The sequence below is a fragment of the Mycobacterium seoulense genome, from assembly GCF_010731595.1.
Classification (GTDB): domain Bacteria; phylum Actinomycetota; class Actinomycetes; order Mycobacteriales; family Mycobacteriaceae; genus Mycobacterium; species Mycobacterium seoulense.
Genome location: NZ_AP022582.1, coordinates 1,701,088 through 1,712,806, shown reverse-complemented (window position 1 = coordinate 1,712,806; position 11,719 = coordinate 1,701,088). Strand labels below are relative to the sequence as shown.

Below are 11,719 nucleotides of genomic sequence, written 5' to 3'. Positions count from 1 at the left end.
CCGGGCCCGTTCGCGCTGCGGTGCGATCTCGCCCTACCGTAGGGGTCGTGCGGTGGATCGTGGACGGCATGAATGTGATCGGGAGCCGCCCGGACGGCTGGTGGAAGGACCGCGACCGCGCCATGGTCGCTTTGACGGACCGCCTCGACCGATGGGCCGCCGAGCATGGAGACCCCGTGACGGTCGTCTTTGAGCGGCCGCCGTCGACCGCCATTGGCGCGTCCGTCATCGAGATCGGCTATGCGCCCAGGGCGGCCGCAAACTCGGCCGACGACGAGATCGTCCGGCGCGTCCAAGCCGACCCCCGACCGCATGAGATCCGGGTGGTGACGTCGGACAAAGGGCTCAGCGACCGCGTGGTGCGCCTGGGCGCGTCGGTCCACCCGGCCGCCGGGTTTCGCGACCTCATCGATCCGCAGGGCGCATGACCGCGGGCCCCACACCGAACCGCGTCTGCGGACTCGCCCGGATCGACATCCCGATCATTCAGGCGCCCATGACCTACATCGCCGGTGCACAGCTGGCCGCGGCCGTGTCCAACGCGGGCGGGCTGGGCATCATCGAGACCACGTCCGAGCAGGGCCGGGCCGATCTGCGGCGCGTGCGCGACCTCACCGACCGCCCGGTGGGCGCGAACATCGCGCTGATCATGAACCGCGATCCCGCCACCGTGGATCTGTTGGCAGCCAACGACATCCGCTTCGTCACCACCTCGGCCGGCGACCCTGCGCTGTTCACCCACCGGCTCCACGACGCCGGCATCACCGTGTTTCATGTGGTGGGCACCCTCGCGGCGGCCCGCAAGGCCGTCGACGCCGGGGTGGACGGGCTCATCGTCGAAGGCGTCGAGGGCGGCGGTTTCAAGAATCGGTTCGGTGCATCGACCATGGTCGTGCTGCCGCTGGTGGCCGCGCAGATCGACGTTCCGATCGTGGCTGCCGGAGGGATCTGCGACGCGCGGTCGATGGCGGCCGCTTTCGTTCTCGGCGCCGAAGGCGTGCAGATGGGCACGCGGCTGTTGGCCTCGGCGGAATCCCCGGTGCACGGCAACCTCAAGCGGGCGGTCGTCGCGGCCGACGAAACGTCCACCGTCCTACTCCCCCTCGACGGCAACCGCATGATGCGCGTCATCCGGACGGCCGCCGCCGAAAGGCTGGACGCGGCAACGTCTTCCGGCGGCGGCGCCGCCGCACTGCAACGCGTGCAGCGGCTGTATTTCGAGGGTGACATGGACGCCAGCGTCGCCAACACCGGACAGGTGGCTGGGCGGATCCACGACATTGCGTCCGCCGCCGACATCATCACGCGGATGTGGGCGGGGTGCCGCGAAGTGCTGGCGGCCACCGCGGATCGGCTCGGGGCCGCCGACGCCTAGCTGGGGCGGCTCTTGACGTCGAAGACGACCTGTTCGCCCTCGACTTTGGTGATGCGCATGTGCGCGGTGTATCCCTTACCCTCCGGGCCGGTGAAGTGGCAGTCGAACTCTTGGCCCACCTTGGCTTCGACGCCGGACGGACAACTCACATCGTTCGGGCGGAATCCCGTTTGGCGCGAGACGACGTCGACGACGGATTGCGCCGCCCCCTCGGGTTTGACCGTCGTCTTGGAGCTACAGCCGGTCAGCTGCAGCGCCACCAACCCGGCGAATACACCCGCCCCGATGCGGATACCAGTCGGCCGGCTCGTACAGCGTCGTGCCCGGACGATGCGTGTCATCTGCGTGCCTCCTTGAGTGACGATCACGCTACCGCGGCAGGCATCGGTTCGCCGCCGCATTGATGGCCACGTATCTATTGCGGTGGCAGGGCAGGTGGCGGGTACACGCCACGCAGGATCCACGGCAGCCAGTTGATGCCGTATTCAATCTCGTCACTGGCGTCGTAGTCGGGGCTGGGATCGAGTGGAACGTTGTCCTGCAAGGCCACGGCGGGCGGCGGCCCGGTCGGCGTTGACTTGGGGGGTGCCGTTGGAGGTCGATCCGGTTCCCCGTAAACGGCCACCACGACGGTCCGATCCCGGGTGTTCTCCGACCACACCCCAATCTGGCTGTTGGCGCAGTTCGACATGATCGCGAAATAGCCGGGGTTGTAGTACCACTGATTGATCAACTCGATGCCGCTGATCGCTACGGCAGGGTTGATAGCCACTGTTTCGGCTACCTTGCCGTGGAAACCTGCGGCATTCGCGCGGTCTTGCGGCGTGGAACCGTCAGAGCCGATGTCGCCGTTGAGGTTACGATTGTTCAGCACATCGAATGTGTGCCATTGCGCGGCCAGTTGTAGCTGCGGGTTGATCTTGACGTCATTGCTGCAGCCGGCTTGGTGCTGAACGGTGAAGACGTTGGCGACCACGCTGTCGTTGAGCCGCTTGTTGTCGGCCTGCGCGGCGGGTGCGCCAGAACAGACAATGGCGGCCATGGCGGACAGCGCGGGCAGGATCAGCATGCGATGATTCATGTCGGTCTCCTCAGTTGGACGCGGACTTTCGCAGCTGCCAGATCAGGGCGGGGCACAGCTCGTTAACTGCCTGACTGATCAGGTACGAGGCCTGGAATTCATCGGAAGTATTGAGGTCGTCCTTGACGTCGGCCATGACCTGCGCGTAGCTGCGACCCCGAGATATTTTGTCGCAGATGCCATGTCCGTACACCAACGCCGCATCGGCATCGGCGAAGTGATAGCCGGGACGCACCGTCACGTTGAGCAGGTAGGCCACCACATCAGCGTGTGCGTTCGGTGGCACCGCGAGCAATAACGCACCCGCCAACGCCACAGCTGCGAGAGACCTTGCGGGTGGGTGTTGGAACCGGCGGTGCTGCATAGCGATGAGCTCAGACCGGATCGAATTGCGAGATCAGCCAGCGGCCTTCGACCTTGTCAAGGGTGACCCGGACACTGGACGCGGTATTGGTCGGCGCGTCGTGGCCGACGACGATGGACTGGTTGACGAACAGCAGGACGACGGCGTGGTTGGCGGAAGTCGACACTGGCGCCGCGCCCGGGACAGTGGCCACGGCAGAGATCTGCTTTTGCTGTGCTCCGGGGATCACCACGTCGTGGGTCAATTGTGTGTAGGCGTTGAGGAAGGTACCCGTCAGCCTCCCCCGCGCGGCCTCGAGATCCTTCTGCACGGTGTCGGGCCGATAGGACAGCAGCGCGACGGTGCCGTCGGTAGCGGCCTGCACGGATTCCGCTCGGGCCACCGCAACGTCTCGGACGGAGGCGTCGCGCCATTTCAAAAACCCCGCAGCAGCTGACAACGACAACGCCAAACCGGGCAGCAGCCCGTAAGCGATCACCCGTGACCAGCTGATGTGACGCCAGGCTCGTCCCGAGCTGTCATCGGTATCTGGCGAGTCGACATCGGCGACCATTTCCGGCAGCGAGGTGGCTTCCTCGCGCTCGCCCACTCCGGGCGACTTGACCGCGCTCATTGCACGAATCCAACATTGCAGACCTTGACCTGATCACCGATCTTCTGGACCGTGATCCGCATTCGCCACACCCGCGGAACCGGGTCGGCCTCACCGGCATTCGACGTCAGCACCGACACGGCCACCAGCGCCTGGGCTGTGTCTGGGGTCTGCGACTCCAGCCCCGCCTCGGTTATGGTGCCGACCGTGGTGGCCTTGGCTTGCTGAAGCACCTCGATGAACGGCGTTGAGCGTTTGGAGAAGTCGTTGTAGAACTCCCCGGTCGCGCTGTCCAGTATGCGACGCACATCGGCGTCGGCATGCCGCCAGTCGATGGTGGTCAGGTTCAAGGCGCCCTGCCTGGCCACTTGCAGCAATTGACCACGTTGGGTCTGCACCTGCCGCGACTGGTGGACACGAAATCCTAGCCAGCACAGCAATGTCGACAAGGCGACGATCACGACGAGTCCGAACAGTATCGCGCGACGTGCCGGTGCGGGTTTCCTCGCTCGGGTCGGCGGCCCGCTAACCAGTTCGGCCGCATCGGATTCGGCGGCAAGGTCCTCGACGTCGTCCCGCGCGTGGCCGGCCGGAACGGCCGGTTCGGAATCAGTTGTTACCGACATACCGTTCTCCATCGCCATCGTGGTTGTTGGGTTGTGCATCGTCGTCAGCTCCCCGGGGGTAGCAACATGGATTGCCAGGTCTTGTTTGTCGGCGCGGTCTGAGCCAGGTCGGATCGCGTGTACTGGCGGCCGTCCGGTCCGGTATAGGTGCCGGTGGCCGGGTCGTACCGGGCTGCGGCGATGGGTGGCGGCGCCGGCCCGGGTCCGGGGTTGCCCGCTGTCCCCTGCCCGGATTCGGGTGGAAGCTGGGGGATGCCCTGACCGGACAACGTCGCGTTAGGGTCGCCTTTCCAGTTGTAGCCGTCGTTGAGAGGCACGTACTGTTCGTTGCTCTCACACAACTTCACGGTGGGTGCCCGCTTGCCGGGCACGGTTTCACACGGGATGTTCCGGGCACCGCGGACATTGAGCTGCGAGTCCTGCGGGACCCTGCAATACAGATCGCCGGCCGGGCGGCCCGGATAGTCCTCGAACGTGGGGATGCGCTGCTGTTGGGCCGGCAGGAATCCGGTGGTGCACGGCGGAGGCAGGTTGAGGTTGAGGTTAAAGCTCAGATACTGGCCCCGATACGCCTGCTTGGTGTTCAAGTTGGCAAGGATGCCCGCTTGTTCGGTACCGATGGCCATCGGGAACACCACCAACAGCTGTTCGATGTCGCTTTGGTAGGTGAGTGCGACCTGGCCGACGCTGACGAGGTTGGCCAGCAGGACGGGCAAGGTGGGTTGCACGCGTTCGATCAGCTGGCGCATCTCGCCCAACGCGGGACCACCCTTGTCTACGACGCTGCCGACGGCTGCGTCGTGGGTTTGCAGTTCGGTGGTCACCGCCGCCAGGTGTGATGCCCACCCTGCGATCGCATCCGAGGTGCGGGTCTGCGAATCCAGTACCGGTTGTGCTTGGTCGATCAGCGCTACCAGTGGGTCAAGATTCTTGCGGGCATCGGTCGCCAGGTCCGAGGTTCCCACGATCAGCCGGGAAAGTTCCGGACCAAGCCCCCCCACCGCGATATACGACTCGTCGACGACCGTTTTCAAGTTGTCGTGAGGTATTGCCCCCAGAGCGTTGTTCGCGGCACTGAGCAGGGCGTTGATGTCGGGCGGCACTGACGTGTCGGTCAGCGGAATGACGTCGCCGTCCTTGAGCGGCGGTGAAGTGGCGTTGCGGGGCAACAACTCGACATACGACTCGCCGATCGCTGTGTGGCTGTGCACTTCTGCCTTGAGGTCCGATGGAATTTCGATGCCCGTTTTCAGCGACAGCACCGCCTGGACGCCGGTGTCGGTCAGCCGCACCGATTCCACACGGCCCACTTCGGAGCCGCGATAAGTGACGTTGCCGGTGCCATACAGCCCGCCGGCTTCCGGCAGCTCCATCGTCACCGTGTAGCGGCCGACGCCGAACAACATGGCGGGCAGCTGGACGAAATGCAGGAAAGTGACAGCCAGCACGGCCACCGCAATCACGGTGAAGATGGCCAGCTGCAGAATGACGCGGCGCGGTAGATGCAGCATCTAGGGCCCCTGGTCCCAGCGATAGGCCGTGGTAAGCGGATTGCCAGGGGTGCCTCGGTAGCCGGCGGTGCACGGGCTGGGGAACTGGCCGATGGTGCGACCCCATTGGAGCTCGAGCTGGGTCAGATGGCACTCCCACCGGGTGCCGGTCAACAGTCCCTGGTCGATCCGGCTCAGCGTGAGGTCGACGATCGCGGTCAGGTTGGCGTAGTCGCCGCGTTGGAAATTCTCGAATGTCTCATTCGGAAACGGGAAGGTCGCCAGCAGGGACAGCGATCGTGTCAGGGCTGGACCGGCATTTGCGAGCGACTCGAGCACCGGTCCGACTTGGTGTAGTTCCTTGACCAGGTTCACTTTGGTCTTGTCGACCGAGTCGACGGTCAGGGCACTGAACTTGCTCAACTGATCGGCGGCCTCAACGAGCTTGTCTCGCTCGGCGTTCAGCACCGCGAGGGCGTCGGGGACAGTTGCCAGGGCGCGATCCAGGACGGGTTGCTGCGCGGCGAACTTGCCGACCAGTCGGTTCAGGCTCTCGGTGGCCGCGACGATGTCACCGGACTGGTCGTTGAGGTGTGCGGAAAATTCGTCCAGCTGGCCGATCAGGCTGCGCAGGTCTTGCTCGCGGCCGCGGAACGCGGTGCTCAATGCTTCGGTGATGTCCTGTACCTGGCCCAGTCCGCCACCATTGAGCACCAGCGACAGCGCCGCCAACGTCTGCTCGGTGCTCGGGTAGGCACCGCCGCGTGCCAGCGAAATGACGGAGCCGTCGCGTAGCTTTCCTTGTGGCGGTTCGTCTTTCGGTGCACCGAGCTCGATGTGGTAGGAGCCTAGCAAGCTGGTCGTGCCGATCTTCGCCGTGGCGTTGGCGGGCAGGGCGACATCCCCGTTGAGTTGCATGGTCACCAGCGCGTGCCAGCCCTGACGCTCGATTTTTGTCACATGCCCGACCGTCACGTCGGCGACGCGGACACGCGAGTTCGGCTGAATATTGTTGACATCAGGCATCTGGGCTTGGATCACATAGGACCCCGGTCCGTTGCCCTGCGTGCCGGGCAACGGCAGCGAATTCAGGCCGTGCCAGCCACAGCCGGATGCCCCGGCCCCGGCCACGATCATCAGCAGACCCGCCACCAAGCGGCCCCAGTGGCCGGTTCCCACGACCCTTTTCACCGGCTACCTCCCGGCGGTGTCATCAGGCCGCGCAGACCGGCAGCGGGGTCGGTCGCTACCGTCGCACTCGCTGGCGTGTCGGGAGCCGGCGGAGCGGCGGGTGACGGATCGACCACTGGCGGAACGTGGTCGGGCCGCATCCAGTCCTCGCTGTAGGTGACCTCGTTGGGCCTGGCCTGGGCCCCGACGAAGAGGTTCTCCCCTATCGGCGGGTAGTTGTATTGGCGGTTCTTCACAATCGGCGCCATGTACTGGACGCAGAGTTTCGCCGCTTGCTCGCCTCCTAATCGTGACGCGGCCTGAATCGCTCCGCACAAGAAGGCGATTGGGTTGGCCATGTTGTTTCCCGCCAGGGCGCCGGTCAGCGATCCGTTGGCGGGTTCGAAGATGTTGTTGAAGTTCTGTAGCACCGTCGGGCTGATGTGCAGTGTCTGTTTGATGTCGTCGAGGCTGCCGACCAGCATGTTGCTGATCGACGTGAGCTTGTCCGATGCAGTGCCGATTGCTTCGCGGTTCTCGGCGGCGAAGCTCTGCACGTCGCCGACGACCGCGTTGAGGTCTTCGGCCGCTTGGGCGACCTTGTTCGGGTCGTCGGCCAGCACTGCCGAGACCGCGGAAAGGTTGAGGTTCAGTTGCGCGAGCAGATCGGCACTGTCGCGTAGCGCGGTTACCAGTATCGACAGATACTTCAAGGTGGAGAAGATGTCCTTACTGTGGTCGCCGAGTGCCGAAACGGCCTGCGACAGTTTGATAATGGTGTCCCGGATCGTGGGTCCTTGCCCGCGCAGGTTGTCGGCGGCGGTATTGATCAATGCACCCAGCGTGCTGACGCCGCCCGGCCGGGTGGGCTTCAACAACTCGGTCAACCGCTGCAGTTGTGCACGGAGGTCATCCCATTCGACAGGCACCACGGTGCGGTCCTGGGGGATGACCGCGCCATCGGCCATGAGGGGGCCGCCCGTGTACGGCGGTGTCAGCTGAATGGCCCGGCCCGTCACCAGTTGTGGTGAGAGGATCGCGGCCTTGGCATCGGCTGGGACTTTGTACCTGCGGTCGAACGAGAACGAGATTTTGGCCCGCAGCGGCTGCGGTTCAATTTTGAGTACCTTGCCCACCGGTACACCCCGGATACGGACATCGTCGCCGGCGAACACCCCGTTGCTGTTGTCGAAGTAGGCGACCACGACGGTGCGGGCGGCCTCGTCCGCGGTTCGCATCGTGACGATCACGCCCGCGATCAGCACCAGGACGAGGGTGGTCGCCAGCGCGGGCCGGGAACGCCGCAGCTTCGTGGTCACGGGTTCCCTCCCGGCTGCTGCGCGGGCGGCCCGGGTGGTGGACCGCCGGGCGGCGGAGCGGGCGGCGGCTCCCGAAAGGGATAGCAGCCGGGGCCGGGCAGTGGCACACCCGGCAATCCGCACGGACGGTCGCCGGGGTTGCCGGTGATCGCGTCGGGCAGATTCAACCGTGGGTCGCCACCCTGGCCAGTCCGCGGGTACGGGACCGGCAACGCCGGGGTTCCGGGTTGGCCGGTTGGCGGGTCCGTCACCTGTGAGGGGAGCAACGTGGCCGGGTCCAGCCCCAGGTCGGAGAACGCGGCGCTGATGAACGGCTGCACGAATTGGCCGGGCAGCAGATTCACCACATAGGCCTTGAAGAACGGACCGGAGGACAGCGATTCGCCGAGCGACATGACATAGGAGTTGATCAGCGGGATGGCCTTCTGCACCCGTTCCTTGCGGTCTTCGACGATCGACAGCACCCCGTTGAGCTTGTCCAGCGTCGGTCGCAGCTGCTGTCGGTTCTCGGCGATGAAGCCCTGCAATTGCCGTGATACCGACGAGATGTTCGTCCAGAGCTGTTCCAGGGCTGCGCTTTGCGTGCGTAGCTGCGCCAACAGCGCGTTCGTGTCGCGCACCAGGGTCACGATCTGGTCGGTGCGTTTGGCCAGCACCCCCGTCGCTTTGGCGGCGTTGTCGAGCAGTCCACGTAATTGGGTGTCGCGTTCATCGAGTGTTTGGGCAAGCCGGGACACACCTTTCATCGCGTTACGGAAATCCGCCGGCGTATCGGCAAAGGTTTGAGCCATCGTGTCCAGTGATTCCGACAGCCGGTTGGTGTTCAGCCCGCTGATCGTGGTGGCGAGGTCGCCCAGCGCATCGGGCAGTTGGTAGGGCGACATCGTTCGCTCGATCGGTATGGGCCCGTCGAGGCGGCCCTCGCCACGCGGCATGACGTCAAGGAACTTGCTGCCCAACAGGCCCTTGGTCTTGATTTCCACCTCGGTGCGGCTTCCGAGTCGAATGTCGTTGTCAATGTGGAACTTCACCAGCACACCGGGGCCATCGAGTTCGATGCTGGAGACCTTTCCTACCGGATAGCCCGAGACCTCTACGGTGTTTCCGGTCCGCAGCCCACCTGCGTCGGCGAAATAGGCGGAGACACTCTTACCCTGATCGAGAAAGGGCAGATTCTGAAGTTGCAAGGCGGCCAGGATAAGTCCGGCGATCGTCACGATGCCGACGGCGCCGATGATCAGCCGGTTGCGTTCCGCGTGTGATCTCATTTCGGCGCGCACCGCCCGGTGGCCTGACCGGCCACCTTGATGTACACGGGCTGGCCTCCCTTGCCGTTGACCTTGAGCACGACATCGCACAGGTAGAACGCGAAGAAGTCGCCATACATACCCTGGCGGACCAGCGCCTGGTACTTATCCGGCAGCGTGTTGAGCAGATTGTCGAGATAATCGTGGTCGGCGAGGACGATGTCCGCGACCCGATCGGTCTCGTGAACCACCTTCGAAAACGGCACGCGGGCTTGCGCCAGTAGGTCGGTGATGGATCCGGCGGCTGCGTTCGTGTAGGCCACCGCATTGGAGATGTCGGTCTTGCGTTCGGCGAGCCCGTGCACCAACTGCGATAACGATGTCACCGCTTTGTCCAGCCGGTCGCTCTGGTCCCCAAGCGAACCCAGCACCACGTTGAGGTTGTCGACCACCTGCCCGATGAGCTGATCGCGGTCCGCCAAGGTATTGGTCACGGCCGCAGCCTGATTCAGAAATGACCCGATCGTGGGGCCCTCTCCCTGAAACGTCTGCAGCAGCTGTTCGCTGAGGGCGTTGACCTGTTCGGGGTTTAGTGCGCGAAACAGTGGCTTGAAGCCGCCGATCAGGGCGTCGAGGTCCAGCGCCGGTTTGGTGCGGCTCAGTGGAATTGTTTGGCGCGGAGCAAGGACGGCGAGACCGCCGGCCCCTTCTTCCAACGCGAGGTAACGGTCGCCGAACAGGTTGTCGTAGCGGATCACCGCCTGGGTTCCTTGCGTGAGGGTGACCGAGTTGTCGGCGGTGAACTCAACGCGCACGGTCGCGTCCGGGTTGAGGGAGATCTTCTCGACCTTGCCGACCTCAACGCCGGCGATGCGGACCAGCTTGCCCTCCCTGAGGTTGGACACGTTGGTGAACTCGGCATAGTAGGTCTTGCCTTCGCCGAACCGCACCTCCCCGAACACGGCAACCAGTAGGGCCGCGGTCAGCAGGCAGCCCATCAGGAAGACACCGAGGCGCACTGCGACGCCGCTCAGGTTCTCCTGCATAGTCCCTCTCCTGCTTGGTCTTTAGTGGGCTTATGACAATCACGGTGGTGGTGCCGGACCGGGCTCGGCCGGCGGTGGGGCCGCCGGCACTCCCGGCCACAGCGGCACTCCGCCCGGTCCATATAGCGCCGCGCCGTACGGCGGGCCCCCCGGATTCGGGCCGATTGCCGGCCCGGGAATGCATTGCCGGATCGAGGGCGGCTTGGGCGCGGCGCGGGTCACCGGGAGGTAGTCGGCCCAGCACGGATGCCCGATGCCGGGGTTGGGCCTGATATCGAGCCCGGTTCCCCACCCGGTGTTGGTGACGAGCTCGCGCACCGGGAAGTTCTTGGTGGCATCCGGTAACGACCCACAACCTGGCCTTCCGCCGGGGCCGCCCTTGGCCGCGACAAGTGGCAGGTTGTCGGGATAGGCATAGGGGTCGTTGCCCAACAACAGCGCGACATCGAGTTGCAGTGTCCGGCCGTCGGCGCCACCCCACGCCGAATAGCCGCCATTGTCGAGATACCACTTGGTGCCCTGCAGGAAGCAGGTGTACTCGGGGTTGTATTTGAGTAGGAGGTTCGTGGTCGGCTCGAGGGTGTTGACCGACGCGACGAGATTGTCCCTGCTGTATCCGAGAAGATTGGCTCCGGAATTCGACAAGCCAATCACGTTGAGCAACAGGGCATCGAGTTGGTTTGAATGATTCACGACGGTCGTGCTCGTCGTGCTCACGGCGTTCAGGATCGTCACGATGTCCTGGGCGGCGACGCTATAGGTGTCGCTGAAGTCTTTGAGGGATCGCCAGTCTTGGCGAATCGTTTCGCTGCGCGCGTTGAGTGCCCGCAGAACCTGGTTGAGGTCGGCACCCGCCCTGCCTATCCGTTCACCTTGCCCCCGTACGGCATCGGCCACCGCCGTCAGCACCGCGTTCAACTTGAGCGGATCGACCATGTTGAGTAACTGGACGACGTTCTCGAAGACGGTGTTGATCTCCGTGCTGACGTTCTTCGAATGCAGCACAGCCCCAGCGGACAGCCGCGAACGGCTCGGGTTCTGCGGTACCACCAGGTCGACGAACTTCGCACCGAACGCGGTGGTGGCGCTGATCTGTGCCTCGACATTGGCGGGGATATAACGGATTTGGTCGGGTTCGATCTCCAGCTTGAGGCTGGTTCCATTCTTGTCCTGACCGGTCTGGCCGATCTGGTTGACCCGGCCCACCTGCACGCCGCGCATCATGACTTTGGCGCCGGTGTCCATTACCAGCCCGGAGCGGTCGGCGGTCAGCGTCACTGGCACGTAGGACCGCAGTGCGCCACTGAAGGACAGCGCCGTCACGAGAACAACCACACCGATTGCCGCGAACAGGATCAGCGTCCACCATCCGTCGTGCAGACGGTGTCCATTTGGTCCGCGACTCATGT

The 11,719-nt window shown here is 64.6% G+C and carries 13 protein-coding genes; 2 read left to right on the top strand and 11 right to left on the bottom strand.

Going from position 1 to position 11,719, the window contains the following annotated elements; all coding sequences use genetic code 11:
- Positions 1-47: 47 nt before the first annotated feature.
- Both G6N37_RS07850 and G6N37_RS07845 read left to right on the top strand, forming a co-directional pair.
- Positions 48-428, top strand: a complete 381-nt coding sequence (locus G6N37_RS07850; RefSeq protein ID WP_163678270.1) for an NYN domain-containing protein — start codon at positions 48-50, stop codon at positions 426-428.
- Positions 425-1,375, top strand: coding sequence for an NAD(P)H-dependent flavin oxidoreductase (locus G6N37_RS07845; RefSeq protein ID WP_163678266.1), 951 nt, complete (start codon positions 425-427; stop codon positions 1,373-1,375). The genes G6N37_RS07850 and G6N37_RS07845 overlap by 4 nt, the downstream gene beginning before the upstream one ends.
- Here the strand turns inward: G6N37_RS07845 and G6N37_RS07840 are convergent.
- The 11 genes from G6N37_RS07840 to G6N37_RS07790 all read right to left on the bottom strand — a co-directional run bounded on the left by G6N37_RS07840 (position 1,372) and on the right by G6N37_RS07790 (position 11,717).
- Positions 1,372-1,716: a DUF4333 domain-containing protein gene (locus G6N37_RS07840; RefSeq protein WP_163678264.1), complete on the bottom strand. Its 345-nt coding sequence runs from the start codon at positions 1,714-1,716 to the stop codon at positions 1,372-1,374. The two genes, G6N37_RS07845 and G6N37_RS07840, sit on opposite strands and share 4 nt — an antisense overlap.
- Before the next feature lie 74 nt (positions 1,717-1,790).
- Positions 1,791-2,456 (bottom strand): CAP domain-containing protein, encoded by a 666-nt coding sequence (locus G6N37_RS07835; RefSeq protein WP_163678261.1) that lies wholly within the window; start codon positions 2,454-2,456, stop codon positions 1,791-1,793.
- 10 nt (positions 2,457-2,466) lie between these two features.
- Positions 2,467-2,820 carry a DUF732 domain-containing protein gene (locus tag G6N37_RS07830; protein WP_163678258.1) on the bottom strand — a complete coding sequence of 118 codons (354 nt, stop codon included), beginning with the start codon at positions 2,818-2,820 and terminating at the stop codon, positions 2,467-2,469.
- Positions 2,821-2,830: 10 nt separating this feature from the next.
- Positions 2,831-3,313: a hypothetical protein gene (locus tag G6N37_RS07825; RefSeq protein ID WP_163684746.1), complete on the bottom strand. Its 483-nt coding sequence runs from the start codon at positions 3,311-3,313 to the stop codon at positions 2,831-2,833.
- Positions 3,314-3,429: 116 nt separating this feature from the next.
- Positions 3,430-4,038 (bottom strand): mammalian cell entry protein, encoded by a 609-nt coding sequence (locus G6N37_RS07820; protein ID WP_372514679.1) that lies wholly within the window; start codon positions 4,036-4,038, stop codon positions 3,430-3,432.
- 44 nt (positions 4,039-4,082) lie between these two features.
- Positions 4,083-5,549, bottom strand: a complete 1,467-nt coding sequence (locus G6N37_RS07815; protein WP_163678254.1) for an MCE family protein — start codon at positions 5,547-5,549, stop codon at positions 4,083-4,085.
- Complete coding sequence (locus G6N37_RS07810; RefSeq protein ID WP_163684742.1) at positions 5,550-6,665, bottom strand: virulence factor Mce family protein; 1,116 nt, start codon at positions 6,663-6,665, stop codon at positions 5,550-5,552.
- A gap of 50 nt (positions 6,666-6,715) precedes the next feature.
- Positions 6,716-8,017, bottom strand: a complete 1,302-nt coding sequence (locus G6N37_RS07805; RefSeq protein WP_163678251.1) for a virulence factor Mce family protein — start codon at positions 8,015-8,017, stop codon at positions 6,716-6,718.
- Positions 8,014-9,285, bottom strand: a complete 1,272-nt coding sequence (locus G6N37_RS07800; protein WP_163678248.1) for a virulence factor Mce family protein — start codon at positions 9,283-9,285, stop codon at positions 8,014-8,016. Before G6N37_RS07800 ends, G6N37_RS07805 begins: the two co-directional genes overlap by 4 nt.
- Complete coding sequence (locus G6N37_RS07795) at positions 9,282-10,310, bottom strand: virulence factor Mce family protein (protein WP_163678245.1); 1,029 nt, start codon at positions 10,308-10,310, stop codon at positions 9,282-9,284. The genes G6N37_RS07800 and G6N37_RS07795 overlap by 4 nt, the downstream gene beginning before the upstream one ends.
- A gap of 39 nt (positions 10,311-10,349) precedes the next feature.
- Entirely contained in the window at positions 10,350-11,717 is a 1,368-nt protein-coding gene (locus G6N37_RS07790; protein WP_163678242.1) for an MCE family protein, read from the bottom strand.
- Between the last annotated feature and the right edge of the window lie 2 nt (positions 11,718-11,719).

Excerpts from the sequence above, each read along its gene's own strand:
- G6N37_RS07815 (WP_163678254.1), bottom strand. The coding sequence starts at position 5,549 with ATGCTGCATCTACCGCGCCGCGTCATTCTGCAGCTGGCCATCTTCACC.
- G6N37_RS07795 (WP_163678245.1), bottom strand. The coding sequence starts at position 10,310 with ATGCAGGAGAACCTGAGCGGCGTCGCAGTGCGCCTCGGTGTCTTCCTG.
- G6N37_RS07820 (WP_372514679.1), bottom strand. The coding sequence starts at position 4,038 with ATGTCGGTAACAACTGATTCCGAACCGGCCGTTCCGGCCGGCCACGCG.
- G6N37_RS07840 (WP_163678264.1), bottom strand. The coding sequence starts at position 1,716 with ATGACACGCATCGTCCGGGCACGACGCTGTACGAGCCGGCCGACTGGT.
- G6N37_RS07810 (WP_163684742.1), bottom strand. The coding sequence starts at position 6,665 with ATGATCGTGGCCGGGGCCGGGGCATCCGGCTGTGGCTGGCACGGCCTG.
- G6N37_RS07830 (WP_163678258.1), bottom strand. The coding sequence starts at position 2,820 with ATGCAGCACCGCCGGTTCCAACACCCACCCGCAAGGTCTCTCGCAGCT.
- G6N37_RS07845 (WP_163678266.1), top strand. The coding sequence starts at position 425 with ATGACCGCGGGCCCCACACCGAACCGCGTCTGCGGACTCGCCCGGATC.
- G6N37_RS07790 (WP_163678242.1), bottom strand. The coding sequence starts at position 11,717 with ATGAGTCGCGGACCAAATGGACACCGTCTGCACGACGGATGGTGGACG.
- G6N37_RS07800 (WP_163678248.1), bottom strand. The coding sequence starts at position 9,285 with ATGAGATCACACGCGGAACGCAACCGGCTGATCATCGGCGCCGTCGGC.
- G6N37_RS07835 (WP_163678261.1), bottom strand. The coding sequence starts at position 2,456 with ATGAATCATCGCATGCTGATCCTGCCCGCGCTGTCCGCCATGGCCGCC.